General features: G+C 65.8%; 16 protein-coding genes, 1 tRNA gene and 2 pseudogenes. 11 read left to right on the forward strand and 8 right to left on the reverse strand.

Annotation, left to right across the window (positions count from 1 at the left end):
• Positions 1-46: 46 nt before the first annotated feature.
• Positions 47-748 (reverse strand): DUF4136 domain-containing protein, encoded by a 702-nt coding sequence (locus FOZ70_RS22485; protein ID WP_048024326.1) that lies wholly within the window; start codon positions 746-748, stop codon positions 47-49.
• Positions 749-935: 187 nt separating this feature from the next.
• Between FOZ70_RS22485 and pepN the strand changes: the two genes are divergently transcribed.
• From pepN to FOZ70_RS22520, 7 genes are all read left to right on the forward strand, one after another.
• Positions 936-3,629: an aminopeptidase N gene (gene pepN / locus FOZ70_RS22490; RefSeq protein WP_059485245.1), complete on the forward strand. Its 2,694-nt coding sequence runs from the start codon at positions 936-938 to the stop codon at positions 3,627-3,629.
• A gap of 279 nt (positions 3,630-3,908) precedes the next feature.
• Positions 3,909-4,922: a class 1 fructose-bisphosphatase gene (locus FOZ70_RS22495; protein ID WP_006485729.1), complete on the forward strand. Its 1,014-nt coding sequence runs from the start codon at positions 3,909-3,911 to the stop codon at positions 4,920-4,922.
• A gap of 206 nt (positions 4,923-5,128) precedes the next feature.
• Positions 5,129-5,204: transfer RNA gene (locus FOZ70_RS22500), tRNA-Thr, on the forward strand.
• A 170-nt stretch (positions 5,205-5,374) separates the two neighbouring features.
• The gene (locus FOZ70_RS22505; RefSeq protein ID WP_219706756.1) at positions 5,375-6,184 is read left to right on the forward strand and encodes a helix-turn-helix transcriptional regulator; all 810 of its coding nucleotides are present in this window, start codon (positions 5,375-5,377) and stop codon (positions 6,182-6,184) included.
• A gap of 144 nt (positions 6,185-6,328) precedes the next feature.
• Entirely contained in the window at positions 6,329-8,062 is a 1,734-nt protein-coding gene (locus FOZ70_RS22510; RefSeq protein WP_219706757.1) for an FAD-dependent oxidoreductase, read from the forward strand.
• On the forward strand, positions 8,059-8,271 hold the full coding sequence (locus FOZ70_RS22515; RefSeq protein WP_021163939.1) for a hypothetical protein: 213 nt from the start codon (positions 8,059-8,061) through the stop codon (positions 8,269-8,271). The genes FOZ70_RS22510 and FOZ70_RS22515 overlap by 4 nt, the downstream gene beginning before the upstream one ends.
• 262 nt (positions 8,272-8,533) lie before the next feature.
• Positions 8,534-8,788: a GlsB/YeaQ/YmgE family stress response membrane protein gene (locus tag FOZ70_RS22520; RefSeq protein ID WP_027788093.1), complete on the forward strand. Its 255-nt coding sequence runs from the start codon at positions 8,534-8,536 to the stop codon at positions 8,786-8,788.
• A 79-nt stretch (positions 8,789-8,867) separates the two neighbouring features.
• Here FOZ70_RS22520 and FOZ70_RS22525 read toward each other — a convergent pair.
• The 4 genes and pseudogenes from FOZ70_RS22525 to FOZ70_RS22540 form a co-directional block, all read right to left on the reverse strand.
• A pseudogene (locus FOZ70_RS22525) lies at positions 8,868-9,143 on the reverse strand (TlpA family protein disulfide reductase); the annotation flags it as partial.
• Positions 9,138-9,461: pseudogene (locus FOZ70_RS22530) on the reverse strand (exo-alpha-sialidase); the annotation flags it as partial. The pseudogenes FOZ70_RS22525 and FOZ70_RS22530, both read right to left, overlap by 6 nt.
• Positions 9,449-11,812, reverse strand: coding sequence for a TonB-dependent receptor (locus FOZ70_RS22535; protein WP_219706759.1), 2,364 nt, complete (start codon positions 11,810-11,812; stop codon positions 9,449-9,451). The pseudogene FOZ70_RS22530 and the gene FOZ70_RS22535, both read right to left, overlap by 13 nt.
• Before the next feature lie 126 nt (positions 11,813-11,938).
• Positions 11,939-12,328: a DUF2946 domain-containing protein gene (locus FOZ70_RS22540; protein WP_060219497.1), complete on the reverse strand. Its 390-nt coding sequence runs from the start codon at positions 12,326-12,328 to the stop codon at positions 11,939-11,941.
• A 198-nt stretch (positions 12,329-12,526) separates the two neighbouring features.
• Here FOZ70_RS22540 and FOZ70_RS22545 point away from each other — a divergent pair, with 198 nt between their 5' ends.
• The gene (locus FOZ70_RS22545; RefSeq protein WP_006756195.1) at positions 12,527-12,673 is read left to right on the forward strand and encodes a hypothetical protein; all 147 of its coding nucleotides are present in this window, start codon (positions 12,527-12,529) and stop codon (positions 12,671-12,673) included.
• Between the two features lie 223 nt (positions 12,674-12,896).
• Complete coding sequence (locus FOZ70_RS22550) at positions 12,897-13,490, forward strand: chorismate mutase (protein WP_219706761.1); 594 nt, start codon at positions 12,897-12,899, stop codon at positions 13,488-13,490.
• A gap of 18 nt (positions 13,491-13,508) precedes the next feature.
• Here FOZ70_RS22550 and FOZ70_RS22555 read toward each other — a convergent pair whose 3' ends face one another.
• A complete protein-coding gene (locus FOZ70_RS22555; RefSeq protein WP_048024309.1) occupies positions 13,509-14,648 on the reverse strand; it encodes an exonuclease domain-containing protein in 1,140 nt (379 codons plus the stop codon).
• Between the two features lie 141 nt (positions 14,649-14,789).
• Positions 14,790-14,993 carry a cold-shock protein gene (locus tag FOZ70_RS22560; protein ID WP_011351289.1) on the reverse strand — a complete coding sequence of 68 codons (204 nt, stop codon included), beginning with the start codon at positions 14,991-14,993 and terminating at the stop codon, positions 14,790-14,792.
• Between the two features lie 395 nt (positions 14,994-15,388).
• Here FOZ70_RS22560 and FOZ70_RS22565 point away from each other — a divergent pair, with 395 nt between their 5' ends.
• On the forward strand, positions 15,389-15,655 hold the full coding sequence (locus FOZ70_RS22565; protein ID WP_048024307.1) for a hypothetical protein: 267 nt from the start codon (positions 15,389-15,391) through the stop codon (positions 15,653-15,655).
• A gap of 499 nt (positions 15,656-16,154) precedes the next feature.
• Positions 16,155-17,300, forward strand: a complete 1,146-nt coding sequence (locus tag FOZ70_RS22570; protein WP_021163930.1) for a porin — start codon at positions 16,155-16,157, stop codon at positions 17,298-17,300.
• Between the two features lie 83 nt (positions 17,301-17,383).
• Here the strand turns inward: FOZ70_RS22570 and greB are convergent, their stop codons facing one another.
• The gene (greB, locus tag FOZ70_RS22575; protein ID WP_021163929.1) at positions 17,384-17,947 is read right to left on the reverse strand and encodes a transcription elongation factor GreB; all 564 of its coding nucleotides are present in this window, start codon (positions 17,945-17,947) and stop codon (positions 17,384-17,386) included.
• Between the last annotated feature and the right edge of the window lie 145 nt (positions 17,948-18,092).

Here is an 18,092-nt window from a genome sequence, read left to right on the forward strand (position 1 = left end):
AAAATGGCAGGCGCGGCCGGACGGCCGCGCCGAGGCTGATGCCGCGTTACTTGGCGGCGGCTGCGCCCGAAGCGGGCGCCGCCGGCACCGCGCGCTCGTTGGCGGCCGGTGCCGCCGGGCCGCCGCGCTTGTCGACCGGCAGCCGGACCGAGCGGACCGCGCCGTTCGACAGCGGGAAATCGGCGAGCGCGCTGCGTGCGAGGAACGGCATCGCATACAGCAGCGTGCCGTTGTCGCCGGTCGTGCGCGCGGACACGTTGTAGACCTCCTTGCCCGTCGCGCGCTCGGTGATGCGGATGCCGAGCGTGTAGTCGAACACCTGATACGTCTGCGCGACATAACCGGCCGGCATCGGCCCCCAGGGCCCCCACGGGCCCCACGGCCCGCGCCGCCAGTACGGCCCCGGCCCGACGAACCACGGATCGTAATAGACGGGCTGCGGCACGGTCACGAGATCGCTGCCGACCGCATAGGTCAGCCCGACGAGATACCGTGCCTGCGCCTGCGGCACCTGCCGGAACGCATAGGTGGACAGCTCGTTCGCGACGATCGGCTCGTAAGTCGACTGCTCGATGCTGTTCTTCTGCGCGTCAGTACGGGTGAACGCATAGGTGCGTGTCGCGTCGCTGCCGCTCCAGTCGGAGAAGGCCGTGACCTGGGTCGTCACGTAGCTGGTGCAGCCGGTCAGCAGCGCCACGCACAGCACCGCCGCCCAGCCCGCACCGCGTTGAATCCATTCGCGTTTCATGTTGATCCTCGTCGATCCGTCACCCGTTCGTCGCACCGCGCGAACCGTAACGGGATGCCGATAATACGCGGACTCCCGGAACCGGTAAAAAGTTCGCCCGGCACGCAGCCGCAAGCCTTTGTACAATGGCCCGGTTCGCCCGGCCCGCGTGACGGGCCCGCCCCCCACTCCACCGATCTCGACGACCATGTCCGACAACGCCTCCTCCACCGTGATCCGCCGCGCCGACTACACGCCGCCGGCCTTCCTCATCGATTCCGTCGCGCTCGAATTCGATCTCGCGCCGGCCCGCACGATCGTCAGGAATACGATGCGCGTGCGCCGCAATCCGGACGCCGCGCCCGCGCCGCACCTGGAGCTGATGGGCGAAGCGCTCGAATTCGTCGGCGCATGGCTGGACGGCGCGCCGCATGGCGCCGTGCGCGCGCACGAGCACGGGCTGACGGTCGAGAACGTGCCCGATGCGTTCGAGCTGACGCTCGAAAGCGCATGCGCACCCGACCAGAACACGACGCTGTCGGGTCTCTACGTGTCGAGCGGCAACTTCTTCACGCAGTGCGAAGCCGAAGGCTTTCGCCGCATCACCTACTTCCTCGACCGCCCGGACGTCATGGCGTCGTACACGGTGACGCTGCGCGCCGACAAGGCCGCCTACCCGGTGCTGCTGTCGAACGGCAACCTCGTCGATTCCGGCGACCTGCCCGACGGCCGCCACTTCGCGAAGTGGGAAGACCCGTTCCGCAAGCCGAGCTACCTGTTCGCACTGGTCGCCGGCAAGCTCGTCGCGATCGAGGAGAAGATCACGACCGGCTCGGGCAAGGAAAAGCTGCTGCAGGTGTGGGTCGAGCCGGCCGATCTCGACAAGACACGTCACGCGATGGATTCGCTGATCCATTCGATCCGCTGGGACGAGAAGCGCTTCGGCCTCGAGCTCGATCTCGACCGCTTCATGATCGTTGCGGTCGGCGACTTCAACATGGGCGCGATGGAAAACAAGGGGCTCAACATCTTCAACACGAAGTACGTGCTGGCGAACCCCGAGACCGCGACCGACACCGACTTCGCGAACATCGAGTCGGTGGTCGGCCACGAGTACTTCCACAACTGGACCGGCAACCGCGTGACCTGCCGCGACTGGTTCCAGCTGAGCCTGAAGGAAGGGCTGACGGTGTTCCGCGACCAGGAATTCTCGGCCGACATGGCCGCGGGCGACGCCGTCGAATCGGCTGCCCGCGCGGTCAAGCGCATCGAGGACGTGCGGGTGCTGCGCCAGCTGCAGTTCGCCGAGGATGCCGGCCCGATGGCGCACCCGGTGCGCCCGGAGAGCTACGTCGAGATCAACAACTTCTACACGATGACCGTCTACGAGAAAGGCTCGGAAGTCGTGCGGATGTACCAGACGTTGTTCGGCCGCGACGGCTTCCGCAAGGGGATGGACCTGTATTTCAAGCGCCACGACGGGCACGCCGTGACCTGCGACGACTTCCGCCACGCGATGGCCGACGCGAACGGGCGTGACCTCGCGCAGTTCGAGCGCTGGTACAGCCAGGCCGGCACGCCGCGCGTGTCGGTGCGCACCGCGTACGACGCGGCCGCGCGCCGTTATACCGTCACGCTCGCGCAGGGCTACGGCGACGCGTCGCCGGCCGCGCGCGAAACGCAGCAAGGGCCGCTGCTGATCCCGTTCGCGATCGGCCTGATCGGCCGCGACGGCCGCGACCTGCCGCTGCGCCTCGACGGCGAAGCCGCCGCGGCGGGCACGACGCGCGTGCTCGACTTCACCGACACCGAACAGACCTTCACGTTCGTCGACGTGCCGGAACAACCGCTGCCGTCGCTGCTGCGCAACTTCTCGTCGCCGGTGATCGTCGAGTACGACTACAGCGACGACGACCTCGCGTTCCTGCTCGCGCACGACAGCGATCCGTTCAACCGCTGGGAAGCCGGCCAGCGCCTCGCGACGCGCGCGCTGCTGACGCTCGCCGCGCGTGCCGCCGCGAACGAGCCGCTCACGCTCGGCGAGAACTTCGTGGCCGCCTTCCGCCGCGTGCTGACCGACGCGACGCTGTCGCCTGCGTTCCGCGAACTCGCGCTGACGCTGCCGTCGGAAACCTACCTCGCCGACCAGATGGCGGAAGCCGATCCGGCCGCCGTGCATCGCGCGCGCCAGTTCGTGCGCCGCCAGCTCGCCACCGCACTGCGCGCCGACTGGCTCGCCGCATACGAGCAGCACCAGACGCCCGGCGCCTACGAACCGACGCCCGAGGCTTCCGGCCGCCGCGCGCTGAAGAATCTCGCGCTCGCGTATCTCGCCGAACTCGAGGATCCGGCCGATGCCGTGCGCCTCGCGACCGCGCAATACGACGCGGCGAACAACATGACCGATCGCGCGGCCGCACTCGGCGCGCTGCTGTCCGCCGCGGCCGCCGGCGCGAACGAACCGGCCGAGCACGCGCTCGACGATTTCTACCGCCGCTTCGAGAAGGAAGCGCTCGTGATCGACAAATGGTTCGCGATGCAGGCCGCGCAACGCGGTACGCCCGCGCAGCCGACGCTCGCGAAGGTTCGCAAGCTGCTCGCGCACCCCGCGTTCAACCTGAAGAATCCGAATCGCGCACGCTCGCTGATCTTCAGCTTCTGCGCGGCCAACCCGGCGCAATTCCACGCGGCGGACGGCTCGGGTTATGCATTCTGGGCCGAACAGGTGCTCGCGCTCGACGCGATCAACCCGCAGGTCGCGGCGCGCCTCGCCCGCTCGCTCGAACTGTGGCGCCGCTTCACGCCCGCGTTGCGCGACCGGATGCGCGAAGCGCTCGAGCAGGTCGCCGCCGGCGCGAAATCGCGCGACGTGCGCGAGATCGTCGAGAAGGCGCTCGCGTAACGCAATCCTCCGCATCGCTCACGCGCGAAACGGCCGGTGCCGCCAGTGGCGGCACCGGCTTTTTTATTGCGCGAATACTGCCGGCCCCGGACGCCGTCCCGGGGTCTGACCGCACTGCTTGCCACCGCTGCACGGCGCGTCCCGCGCGTCTTCGCCGCCGGAAACCGGCCCGGCTCGGCCGCCCGGCCATGTAACCGGACGAAAAAAGCCGGCGGCACGGGAGGCGCGACGGGTAAAATTGCGGCCATTCAAGGATTCTTTGGCCTTCTGGAGTCTGTCATGTCCATTGCCCGCCGCACCACGCTGTCGAAGTTCCTGATCGAACAGCAACGTGAGACCAACAACCTCCCCGCCGACCTGCGCCTGCTGATCGAAGTCGTCGCACGCGCGTGCAAGGCGATCAGCTACAACGTGTCGAAGGGCGCGCTCGGCGAGGCGCTCGGCACCGCCGGCAGCGAGAACGTCCAGGGCGAAGTGCAGAAGAAGCTCGACATCCTGTCGAACGAGATCCTGCTCGACGCGAACGAATGGGGCGGCAACCTCGCCGCGATGGCATCGGAAGAAATGGAAACCTTCTTCCCGATCCCGGCGAACTACCCGCGCGGCGAATACCTGCTCGTGTTCGACCCGCTCGACGGTTCGTCGAACATCGACGTGAACGTGTCGATCGGCACGATCTTCTCGGTGCTGCGCTGCCCGGACGGCAAGCAGGCAACCGAGGAATCGTTCCTGCAGCCGGGCACGCAGCAGGTCGCGGCCGGCTACGCCGTGTACGGCCCGCAGACGGTGTTCGTGCTGACGACCGGCAACGGCGTGAACTGCTTCACGCTCGACCGCGAAGTCGGCTCGTGGGTGCTCACGCAGAGCAACATGCAGATCCCGGCCGACACGCGCGAATACGCGATCAACGCATCGAACGCGCGCCACTGGTACGACCCGGTCAAGCGCTACGTCGACGAACTGAACGCCGGCAAGGACGGCCCGCGCGGCGACAACTTCAACATGCGCTGGATCGCCTCGATGGTCGCCGACGTGCACCGGATCCTGAACCGCGGCGGCATCTTCATGTACCCGGCCGACAAGCGCACGCCCGATCGTCCGGGCAAGCTGCGCCTGATGTACGAAGCGAACCCGATGTCGTTCATCGTCGAACAAGCGGGCGGCGCCGCGACGACGGGCACGCAGCGCATCATGGAAGTCCAGCCGACCGGCCTGCACCAGCGCGTGCCCGTGTTCCTTGGCTCGAAGAACGAAGTCGAGCGCGTGACCGGCTATCACGACGAAGCAAAATAATTGCACTGCAGCACTAGACGGAGGTGCGATGCGCAAGTACAATCGCGCCTCTTGATGTGGCCCTGACCGGTCGCATCACAGTGAAGTGAAAGCGGGAAGTCCGCCGGATCGATGGTTTCGCAAAGCAGCAGCAGCAAGCTGAAAAAAAATTCGCAAAACCTATTGCCAAGATCCCGGAAATCACCATATAATTTCATTTCTCTGCTGCCGGTGTAGCTCAGTTGGTAGAGCAGCGCATTCGTAATGCGAAGGTCGTAGGTTCGACTCCTATCTCCGGCACCAAGACATAAAGGTCTGACAAGCATCGCTTGTCAGACCTTTTCTCTTTTCCGGCGCCGAAATCGTGCGCCCGCCGTCTCGCCTCACCCAGTCCGCTTGCGGGCATCCCCGGACTCCCGTATCACGCGCCGACGACTACAATCGCCGGACACTCCACCCTCGCCCCCTTCTTCATGCGCACCTGGCGTATCGAGCGAGCGAATCTCGCCGCGCAGCTGGACGTGTCCCGCACGACGCGCCTCGTCGCCGCGATCGGCGGCAACGAGCCGAACGCATTCGCGGCCGAAATCCTGACGCTGTTCGACGACGCGCTGTCCATCACGCAGTGCACGATCTTCGCGTACGAGTTCGGCAATCGCCCGCGCACGATGTCGGTCGCCGATCATCGCGGAGGCCGCTACCTGCGCGACCTCGCCGACACCTACGCACGACATTTCTACGCACTCGACGGCAACCAGCAGATCGTGTCGACAGCCCATCTCGGTACACGCCGCCACGATCTGCTGCTGCACCAGCAGGCCGGCGACGAGATCGATCACGAAGCGTATCGTGCCGCGTGCTACCGCGGCCCCGACGTATCCGACCGGCTGGCGCTGCTGATGCAGCCCGGCGATGCAACGTGGCTGTCGATCAACCTGTACCGTGCGCATCGCAGCGGCACATTCCAGCCGCGCGAGATCGCCGCAATCGAAGCGCTTGCGCCACTGATCGCGCAGGCCGCAAGGCATCACTACGCGCTCGCCGGTGCGGCGCAGATCGGTATCCCGCAACGGATGCTCGCGCGACTGCGCCATGCATGCCCCGATTTGTCCAAGCGCGAGCTCGACGTGCTGCGTGGCGTACTCGACGGCCAGACCGCGCACGAGATCGGCGAGACGATCGGCGTGAAGGCATCGAGCGTCGTCACCTACCAGAAGCGCGCATACCGGCGCCTCGGCATCTCGAGCCAGCGCGAGCTGTTTGCGCTGTGCATGCAGCCGTGAAACGTCGCGGCCTGCGTTGAGCCCCTCGCTGTACCCGAATTGGGGACAACCGACGCACGACCGGCTTCCATACTGTCCCGACCTGTTGCGCGCATCTTTGCGTCGATGCACGCACGTCAAACCGGACTCCCCTGGAAGCCAACGATGGATATCGACTTCAAGCCCTACCCGTTCGTCGCCGAGCGCCATCCCGCGCATCTGCCGGCCTGCGACGACGGTATCGATACGCACCGGCATCGCGTTGCGATCGTCGGCGGCGGCCCCGTCGGCCTGGCCGTCGCGCTCGGCCTCGCGAACCACGGCATCCGCAGCGTGCTGATCGAGGCCGACGACGCAGTCTGCCACGGCAGCCGCGCCATCTGCATCTCGCGACGCAGCCTCGAGATCATCGAGCGGCTCGGCGCGCTCGACGACTTCCTGCGCAAGGGGCTGCCGTGGACCGGCGGGCGCAGCTTCTACCGTCGCGACGAAGTGCTGCATTTCACGATGCCGCAGGACGAAAACCAGAAGCTGCCACCGATGGTGAATCTCGCGCAGTATCACATCGAGCAGTTCCTGCTCGACGCCGCGCTGCGCCGCCGCGAACTCATCGAGATCCGCTGGCAGACGAGAGTCACCGGCGTGACCCCGCAACCGGACGGCGTGCGCCTCGACGTCGACACGCCGCCCGGCGGCTACGCACTCGACGCCGACCGGGTCGTCGCGTGCGACGGCGGGCGCAGCACGATGCGCGACGCGCTCGGCCTGTCGCTCCGGGGCACGAGCTACGAGGGCCGCTACGTGATCGTCGACATCGCGCTCGACAGCGACCGGCCGACCGAACGACTGGCGTACTTCGACCCGTCGTCGAATCCGGGCTCGACGGTGCTCGTTCACAAGCAGCCCGACAACGTGTGGCGGATCGACTACCAGTTGCGCGACGATGAGGATGCCGAAGCCGCCGTAAAACCGGAGAACGTGATCCCGCGCGTGCAGAACCTGCTCGACATGATGGGCGAGCGCGGCGACTGGTCGCCGATCTGGATCACGATCTACAAGGCGAACGCACTGACACTCGAACGCTATCGGCACGGGCGCGTGCTGTTCTGCGGCGACGCCGCGCACCTCGTGCCGATCTTCGGCGTGCGCGGCGCGAACTCGGGCATCGACGATGCCGACAACCTGGCATGGAAACTCGCGTACGTGACGCGCGGGCTCGCATCGGACACGTTGCTCGACAGCTACTCGGACGAACGCGTGTTCGCGACGCACGAGAACCTCCGCTACGGCACCAAGAGCACCGAGTTCATGGCGCCGCCGTCATTCGCGTTCGAACTGATGCGCAAGGCCGTGCTGTCGCTCGCGGTCCGCCATCCCGCACTGCGTTCGCTGATCAATCCGCGCCAGACGACGGCCATCGCGTATGCGACGTCGCCGCTCAACGCGGCCGAACGCGACACGTTTTCGGCCGGCCCCGCGCCCGGCACGGTGCTCGCCGAATGCCCGCTGATGCTGTACACGGCACACGGCAGCGACGTGCGCCGCGGCCATCTGACCGACCTCGTCGCTCCGCGCTTCACCGCGTTCTGCTTCACCGCGGACGGCGTGCCCGATGCGACGCTGGCCGATCTCGAACGCCGCCTGCAGGCTGCGCGGATGCCGTTCGCGCTCGTCACGCTCGCGCGGCATGCGGCACCACGGCAACCGGCCTGCGGCGGCCATGACGTCGACGGCCGGCTGTTCGACATGTACGGCGCGCGCGACGGCACCGTCTATCTCGTGCGTCCGGACGGTCACGTACTCGGCCGCTGGCACGATGCGCGCGCCGGCGACGTGGCCGCCGCACTCGAACGCGCACTCCATCCTTGCGCATCGACCGATCCTCAGGAGACCACATGATGACGGATACCGAACGCGACACCCTCTACACCGACCTGTGCCGCACGATGACGCGGATCGGCGAAGCCGATGCGTCGCTCTTTCTCGCCCGCTTCGCACTGCTGTCGATCGAGGCGATCGGCGACACCGCGACCGTCGCACGGCTGATTGCCGACGCAAGCGACGGCTTGCCCGCCGCGAACATGCAGGCTCCGACGCCCGGACGGTGACGCTCACGGCCGACCGGTTTCACCGGCGGCCATTTCTTACAGATTCATTTCGCCGCGCATCGCCCGTGCGCCAGCCTCGCCGTATGCAGACGAATTCCCTGGAAAATCCCGTTAAGGGTGCATAACATTACTTAACGATTCCGACCCGTCTATCGCGTTACATTGCGTGGGCGGCGCGGCGGGTCGCAATGCCGCCTTCATTCAGCTTGCGGCGACACAGCCGACGTCCGGTCATTCGACACAACACAAGGAGAGGATCACCATGACTCATGGCTTGATTATGTGGCTCATCATCGGCGCGATCGCCGGCTGGCTTGCCGGCTTGCTCGTCAAGGGCGGCGGCTTCGGGCTGATCGTCGACATCATCGTCGGGATCGTCGGCGCAGTGATCGGCGGCTGGCTCGCCGGGCTGCTCGGCATCAGCATCGGCAGCGGTTTCATCGGATCGGTGATCGTCGCGGTCGTCGGTGCGGTGATCCTGCTGTTCGTGATCCGGCTATTCAAGCGAGCGGCCTGACGCTTCTCTCCACGCGCCTTCGGGCGCGTTTTCGCATCAGGCCGGCGCGCGGCCCGTTCGCCGCGCGCCACTGGCCCGTTCAGCGCGTAACGCGCTGCAACCCGCCGTCGAGCACGTCGGCCGTCAGCAATCCGCTGCGCGCTTCGCGTGCGCCATCGCGCACGATCCAAACGGTGCGCGGCACGTCCCCTCTCCATCCCGCATCGAGCGCCGCGCGAAGCCGCTCGGGCATCGGCTCGGCGTTCGCGTACTACGCGACCTGCGGTGGCAGATTCATCTGCGCGAGTGCGCGGGAGATCGCCGCGCCGTTGTCGTCGTACGCATCCATTGCGACCATCGCGAGCTGCACGTCCGGACTCGTAGCGATCTTCGGGCGATTCTCGGCGCTCGTGTAGATCGGCTCCGGCATCGCGTCGACGGTGACGGGTGCGGACAGCGTGCGACCTGCGTCGTCGGAATGCGCGACGACGACATGCGCGCCTTCGACCCACGCGCCCCACGGCCGGTGATACGTGTCGAATGCCGCCCCCGTCGCGAGCGGCTGCTTGTGCTGCGCGGGCGCGGCATGCGAATCGGCGGCCTTCGGCACGTCGTGGGTGTCGTGCGCACCGGCAGTCGACAGCAACGCGCACCACAACGCGCCGCCTGCCGCGAGCGACTTCACAGCGACCATTTCAGTTCTCCATAGAAAGTACGGCCCGGATATGGATGGAACACGTAGTAGCGGCGGTCCGTCAGGTTGTCGATGCCGACCGACGCGGTCCAGTGACGGTCGAAGCGGTAGCGCGCCTTCAGGTCGACGATCGTGAACGAGCTCGTGCCGCCGTAGACGTCCGGGTTCACGTCGCTGTTGTCGAGCGTGTTGAACTGGCGGCCCGAATAGCGCACACCGACGCTCGCGAGCCAGTGTTCGTCGAAGCGATACGACGCGAGCAGGTTTGCACGCATGCGCGGAATACGCGGAAAGCGCGAGCCGACGTACGCAGGATTCGCGGCATCGGCGAGGATCTGCGCGTTGCTCGCCGACACGTTCGCGTCGAAACCGAGGCCGCGCAGCCCGACGTTCTCGCCGCTGAACGCGAGTTCGACACCGCGCACGCGCACGCGATCGACGTTCGAGATGTTGGTCACCGTCGTCGCACCCGACACCGTCGTCTGGCTGTAGATCGAATCGCGCAGATCGCTCTGGAACACGCTGGCACGCACGACGCCGACACCCACGTCGCGTTCGGCCGTGAAGTCCCAGTCGATCGCCTTTTCCGGCCGCAGGTTCGGGTTGTTGTTGACGATTGCGTTGTTCGAGATCGTGCCCTGGAACAGTTCGCCGACCGTCGGGTAACGCGTGCCCGTTGCGAACGACAGCCGGAAGCGCCAGACGTCGGTCGCATCCCATTGCAACGCGACTTTCGGCGACAGCGCATTCGCGCTGCGATCCGCGTAACCGAGCGTGCCACTCGCGTTACCGAGCGCACCGCCATACGCATCCCAGCGTTCGTAGCGCAGCCCCAGCGTCGCGAGCCAGCCCGGTGCGAAGCGCCACGCATCCTGCCCGAACAGCGCCTGCGTGCGCGTGTCGCCCCGATAGGTGCTCGCGAGCGACGTGGTCGGCCCGGCCAGCCAGTCGGCCGTGTTGTACGTGACGTTGCGCAGGAAGTAGTTGTCGTAGTGATAGCCGAACGTGAACGTGTGGCCCTTCACTTCCGGCGCCTCGGCCTTCAGGTCGAACGTGCGCCAGCCAGTGCCGTCTCCCTGGAACAGCGTGCCTGCCCCGCCCTGCACGGTCGACGCCGAGCGCTGCACGTCGCGCGACACGTCGTACGCGGACACGACGCCCGACAGGCGCCAGCCTGAATCGAGCCGGCCGTTCAGCCCGAGCGCGTACAGCCAGTTCTCCTGGTCGCCGCGCTGCGGCGCGAACGCATTCGGCGCAACGGTCATGTTCCGGCCACCGATCGACACGTTGCCGCCGTAGACCGGATTGCCGGCCGCATCGCGCAGGAAGGTTTCGCCATGCTGCCGGTAATGGTTCTCCCAATGCCCGAGCGTGAGCGTCGCGTCGACGTGGTCGGTGAACGCGTAGCCCATCCGGATCGTCTCGTTGAGCTGTTCGGTCCGCTCGATCGTCTGCGCGCCGACGATCGTCCGCGGCTTGCCGTTGGGCCCGATGTCGGTCGCGGCGCCGCTCACGGGCACGGCGGCGCCGAGCTTCGGGTTGTACGCCGAATTGGGGCTCGCATATTGCATCGGCTGACCGTTGTTCTCGAGCCGGTCGAGCGACAGCGCGAACCAGAACCGCCCGACGCGGTTTGCGATCCGCGCGGTCTGGTGATTGCCGCCGAAGCTGTCCGCGAATCCGTAGCCGTCGTGGTAGCGCTGCGTAAAGAACTGCGTCGACAGCGACGCCTCGAGCTTTTCTGGCCGGCGCGTCGTGAGCAGCACGGTCGAGCCGATCGAGTTGCCCGGGTACAGCGCGGAAAACGGGCCATAGAGCACGTCGACGCGCGCGATATCGTCAGGCGGAATCAGCGACCAGCGCGGCGGGTACGCGTAGCTCGACCCGAGCAGGTTCGACAGCAGCACGCCGTCGGCGTAGACGAGCCCGCGCGCGCTCTGCAGTTCGTTGAAGTCGCGACCGGCGAACACGCTGTTGCGGTCGCCGATATAGCGCTTGCGGACCATCAGGTTCGGCGCGTACTTGAGCGCGTCCTCGGTGGTGACGTTGGTATGCGATTCGATCTGCTCGCGCGTGATCGATGTGACGACGGCCGGCGTATCCGGATCGACCGGTTGCCGCTGCGCGGTCACGCTGACCGCGGTCAGCGTACTGCCGGCCGGCACCGGCGAAACGGTTGCGGCGGCGGATGCCGGCGCGACGGTCTCGGCGGGACGCTCGACACCACGGCGGGCAGTGTCGACACGCGTATCGTCAGTTGAAGCCGCATGGGCGACAGGCCATGCGAACGCGGCCGCGCATGCGAGCGCGAGCCGCCCGCGCGACGGCCGCGCGGCGAAGGAGGAGGACATGAAGGGATTCCTGAAAACGTGATCGGACGCCGCCGGACACGAGCACGCGCACCGCGCACGGACGGCGCGGCACGCGGCCCGGCCGCGAGCGGCACGCGCGCCACCGGGGCGCGCGGACGACATCAATCAGATCGGAGCGTTTTCAGGCGGCGCGCGAGGCTGCGCGAGACGGATACCCTTGCGGGGGCTATCGGGAATGACGGGTGCTGCCGCGCGGTAGGCGAACGTCCGCACGAAACCCGGCAGCGCGGGCAGGCTCGTACCGAGCGCCACGTTCGCCGCGAAGCCGGGGCAGTACACGCAGTGCGGCACGCCGGCATGGTCGAACGACGGCGCATCGTGGTCGCCGCCGGCCTGCGCGAGCACGATCTGGCGGGCGCCCGCTGCACTGCACAACTCGAGGGTGAGCTCGCCGGAGCCGCTCGAGGCGAGACGCGCATAGCCGACGACGGGCGACAGTACGTTCAGTACCAGCGCCAGCCATACGAGGCCGATCCATCGCGTCGTTCGTTTCATCGCGGTCCAGGAAAAAGTGCGCGCAAGTATAACAAGCGGCCCGATTGTTGCCGATTCCGCACGACTCGATAGTCGGCATCGCAGCGCGCGTCCGAGCGCATGTGCCGTTAATACAACAGAGACAAAATCTAACGATTCGCCACTGGCATAAATCCAAGCGCGAGGATGATAATCATCGAACCTGCTGGAGAAATGACCATGGACGAAAGACCAACTCGCATGCCACCGCCCGAGCAAGTGATGAGCCCGGATCCGGAACCCGTCGGCGTGGAATTCCTCGCCGAATTGCCCGACCACGTACGGGCATTCTTCGACGAGCAGCACAAGCTGTACTCGCCGAAGTGAACGCCTGTTCGGTTCTGTAACCGCCACGTGTCGATCATCGCTATCGTGCGGTTCATCATTGCGCATCGCGCGCAACTCGCCTCGCACCCGGGCCGCAACAGCCTGACGGTGCCGGATCAGCTCGCCTGCTGATTCCTCTGTCGCGTCGCTACGCCGCGCGACTGTCTTCGTCTATCCTTCTGGTTTTCCACGTCCGGCCCGCCCGGCTCTCCCGATCGTTCCGATGAAGCAAGCCATTCGTGCCAGCGTCGCTGTCGCCGCGCTCGGCGTCGCCCTCTTTTCGTCCCCGCGCATCGCCGTTGCGGACGGCGACGACACCGCCCTCACCAACATCGTCGCGCTCGCGTCGCAGCGCCTCGCGCTCGCTGAGCCGGTGGCTCGATGGAAATGGGCAAATCACAAGGCAATCGAGGACCGGCCGCGCGAAGCGGCGCTGCTCGAATCGGTCGGGAAGCGCGCGGCACAGGGCGGCGTCGATCCCGCGTTCGCGCGGACGTTCTTCGAGGATCAGATCGCCGCGAGCAAGGACGTGCAGAACGCCCTGTTCGCGACCTGGCGCGCGACGCGGCCGCCGGAAGGCACGCCTCCCGATCTCGCGACCAGCACGCGCCCCGCGCTCGACCGGCTGACGCAGAAAATGCTCACGGGGCTCACGCAGGTCGCACCGCTGCGCGATGCGCCTGATTGTCAGGCGCGGCTCGCGCGCAGCATCGCGAACTGGAAGACGCTCACGCGCTACGACTCCACGCAGACGCAGGCGCTCGACACCGCGCTGTCGCACGTCTGCTCGGCCGGCGGCGCAAGCGCAATCGGCTGATACGACGGTCGCGCCGGGTCAACCCGCCTGGCCCGCGGGCGTGAGTGCGGCGAGCGGAATCAGTTGCAGGCCGCGCGCGAGATGCGTCTGCAGCAGGCGGTGGGTGAAGGGTTCGAACGCGCCGGCCGCCCCGTCGGCCGCGAGCTGCGCGGCCGCGTCGAGCGATTCCGCGACGCCGAGATAGCGCCAGCCATCGATCACATGAAACAGGCGGCGCTCGCCGCTCGCTTCGAACGCCACGGCGCCTTCGAACGGCCAGGGTGCATTGCCGACACGGGCCGTGTCGGCCGCAGGGCGCCGGTTGTACGACGGACGCAGCCCGGCGATCCATTGCGCTTCCGCGAGCATCGCCCCCAGTTCGTTACCCGTCTCGCGCCATTCAACGCGCCGCACCTGCTGCGCAAGCCGCATTTCCTTCGACGACCGACGCTCTCCCGTCAACAACGCGCGCAGCCGCTGCCGCACGCGTACGCTGCGGCCGACGTACAGTGGCGCGTCGCCCTCCCCGAACAGTGCGTACGCGCCGCACCCGGCCGGCGCGGTATCGAGCCACGCTTCGGTCAGGTCGCCGCCCAGACGGAAGTGGCGCGTCGTGCGCGCGATCTGATCGCGCAGCCGCTCGAGCGGCACGATGTCGTGCAACTGGCGCCAGAACTGCCACAGGAGATCGGCATCCGCCAGCGCCCGGTGGCGTGCTGCCGGCACGAGGCCGTGGCGCTCGATCAACGCGTCGAGCCCGTGCCGCGTTTCACGCGGGAACAGCGCACGCGACAGCCGCACCGTACATAGCACGTCGGGATTGAACGCGAACCCGGCGCGCTCGAATTCGGCCCGCAGGAAACCGCGGTCGAAGCTTGCGTTGTGCGCGACGAAAAGCTTGCCGTCGAGCCGCTCGAACAAGGCCGGCGCCAGCGATGCGAACGACGGCGCGTCGCGCACCATCTCGTCCGAAATACCCGTCAGTTGCTGGATGAACGGCGGAATCGACTGCCCTGGATTGACGAGCGTCGTCCACGTCGACACGCCGAGCGGGCCGATTTCGACCACGCCGATTTCGGTGATGCGATGTTCGGCGGGCGAGCCGCCCGTGGTTTCAAGGTCGACGAAAACGAGCGGCTGTTCGCTGGCCGGATCGGACGGACGGGGGAAATCGGACATGAAAAGACTGGGAAACGATGCTTCCGTGAGTATGCACCGGCATCCCTGTTCGCGGCCAGCCCGAACCGTATTGTTCCGTCCCCGGAAAATGAAAAGCCCCCGCCATGCGGGGGCCGGACGTGATCGGCAATGCGTGGCGCGTCAGACCGCCTGGATATTCGCTGCCTGCTTGCCTTTCGGCCCGACTTTCACGTCGAACGAAACACGCTGGTTTTCCTTCAGCGTCTTGAAGCCGTCCATCTTGATTTCGGAAAAGTGCGCAAACAAATCTTCACCACCATTGTCCGACGTAATAAAGCCGAAACCTTTAGCATCGTTAAACCATTTCACGATACCGGTATCCATGTCTTCGTTCCCCACTCGATTAGATCAAAAAAGCTATTTTTATAGCCGTTTCCCGAAATCCCGAAACATCGCGCCAGCAACTGCACCAGCACCAGCACGCCGCCCGAGGAGTGCTCACTTTATAAATTGGACAATCCGGGTGCGTCAAGAAAATTTTTGATGATCGTTTTATCAAAAAAGTGCTAATGCCATTGGAATCGGTACACCATCGCCCTTTATTAATTGATTCGAGTCAAAAACCTGTCAACATTACCGGGGTGGGAGTTCTAATAATCTCGACCCTGAAATTTCTACCGGGGACAAATCGCCTCGGTAAAATCCTCGGGTTTTTTCCGGGTTGCGGAAATGCGGGGACATTGCGATGCTCATCCAATGCCGGAAGGAAGGAGAAGGTCATGTGGCTGGACGGAATCAAGCGCTTCGCGAGCCGACTCGGGCGCGTACGCCGCAAGTCCCGCGCTCTGGCAGAGTCCGCGCGCGAAGCGCCGTGCGACACCGAGTTCGATACGACCTGGCACGGCGATCACTGGCAGAACCTGCTTGCATCGCCTCTCGATGCCCGTCACTACGTGATGGAAGACTGGACATACACGCCGCCCCCGAACGAAGCCGAGGAGGCCGCGCCTGCGGCCAAGCGCAAGCGGCGCTCGTACACGCAGTAGTGCGCAGCGGCGGGGCAAAAAAAAAGCGCGACTGGGAAGTCGCGCCGACAAAGGTTTGGAGATCTTTTCCGTCAACGAAAAAGTCTGCTTCGGAAAGCAGAGATCGCAGTATAGCGAGAGAACAACCTTTCATTATCCATGCTCCACACAAACCTCTATTGCCGATGTGTCAATAATCGCGCTATGACCGCCGTCGCCTGCCGCTGATTACCTGTCGCGGTCGCGCAACATCCGTTACGCAGTCCTGAGCGCCTTTTTCTTTCGCTGCATCGCCGCAAACCCTTGCTGGACAACCGTTTGCACTAGCCCGACGATCTTTGCGGATTCCAAAATACATTATTGCTTAAAGCGCATCCCTCCCCCGCTGCGCGCACTCCTTACACTGCAGATGGCTTTTTGAAAACCGCACCGCCGCTCTGCCGGATCGGCCGCAGCGTCAAGCAGAACATGCCAGTCCGCAGCAGGTTCGATCGACATCATCCTGTTTGGAGACAGATCCATGAAAAAAACCCTGATCGTCACCGCGTTGTCGGGTGTATTCGTTACGGCAGCCCATGCCCAGAGCAGCGTGACGCTCTATGGCCTGATCGACGCCGGCATCACCTACACGAACAATCAGCACGGCCACAGCGCCTGGCAGGAAACGAGCGGTTCGGTCAACGGCAGCCGCTGGGGCCTGCGCGGCACCGAAGATCTCGGCGGCGGCATGAAAGCGATCTTCACGCTGGAAAATGGTTTCGGCATCAATAACGGCGCGCTGAAGCAGAACGGCCGCGAATTCGGCCGGCAAGCGTTTGTGGGCCTCGCACACGACAGCTACGGTTCGCTGACGCTGGGCCGGCAGTACGACAGCGTCGTCGACTATCTCGGGCCGCTGTCGCTGACCGGCACCCAGTACGGCGGCACGCAGTTCGCCCACCCGTTCGACAACGACAACCTGAACAACTCGTTCCGGATCAACAACTCGGTGAAATATCAGAGCGCGAACTACGGCGGCCTCAAGTTCGGTGCGTTGTACGGGTTCTCGAACTCGACGTCTTTCGCGAACAACCGCGCCTATAGCGGCGGCGTGTCGTACAGCTACCTGGGCTTCAACTTCGCCGCGGCCTACTTGCAGTTGAACAGCGACGTGAACGCGCTCGCGCAGGCAGCGACCGATCCGGGCGCGGTGACCGGCGACTGGACCTTCGCCTCGCGCGTGCAGCGCACCTGGGGCGCCGGCCTGAACTACGGGTTCGGCCCGGCCACGGTCGGCTTCGTGTTCACGCAGACGCGCCTCACCGGCATCCGTGCAATCAGCGCGGGGCAGTCCGGCGTGTCCGGCGGCATCACGGGCCTCGGCGGAACCGCGCGCTTCAGCAACTACGAACTCAACGGCCGCTACGCGCTGACGCCGGCGCTGTCGCTTGCCGGCTCCTACACGTACACGCAGGGCCGCCTGGCCGGCGACAAGCCGACCTGGCACCAGTTCAACCTGCAAGCCGACTATGCGCTGTCCAAGCGCACCGACGTCTACCTGCAGGGCGAGTTCCAGAAGGTCAACAACGACGGCCTCGACCTCGGCGCCAACATCAACGGGCTGGGCGCCGCGTCATCGACCAACAAGCAGATCGCGGTCACGGCCGGCATGCGCCATCGCTTCTGAGCGACCGGCACATCCGCTGCACGCCGGATGACGAAGCGCCCCGTCGGGGCGCTTTTTCTTTGCCGGACTGCGCCGGGTATCGCTCAGGCGTTGTCCCGCGGCGGGTAGCGAACATCGAGCACGTCGATCGGCTGCGGGCCGGCCGGCGTCATCAGCATGACGGTATCGCCGATCTTCGCCTTGATCAACGCACGCGCGACCGGGGAAATCCAGCTGACGCAGCCGCGATCCAGATCGACCTCGTCGATCCCCACGATCGTGATCGTATGATCCTCGCCGTCCGGCGTCTCGTAATCGACCGTTGCACCGAAAAACACCTGGTCGACATTCTCCTGCCGGCTCGCATCGACGACTTCGGCAAGATCGAGCCGCTTCGTCAGGAAGCGGATGCGGCGATCGATCTCGCGAAGCCGCCGCTTGCCGTAGATGTAATCGCCGTTTTCCGACCGGTCGCCGTTCGATGCGGCCCAGGACACGAGCCGCACGACCTCGGGACGCTCGACGTCGATCAGGTTCAGCAGTTCGTCCCTCAGCCGCTTGTGGCCGGCCGGCGTGATGTAGTTCTTCGCGCCCGCCGGAATCGCCGGCTGGGCCTGGTCGAGATCGTCGTCGTCGCCGTCCGACTCTTTGACAAACGCCTTGTTCATGATGCAGGTTCAACGTGGATGACTGATGCTCCAAGGGTACACGATGGGGGCCCCGGCAAGGCCGCGCAGAACAATTCGCGAATAAGGCTTCCCTTTTTATACAACCCTGCTATAATTTCGCTTCTGCGTGCGGCTGTAGCTCAGT

Source organism: Burkholderia sp. COPS (genome assembly GCF_019425585.1).
Classification (GTDB): Bacteria; Pseudomonadota; Gammaproteobacteria; order Burkholderiales; family Burkholderiaceae; genus Burkholderia; species Burkholderia cepacia.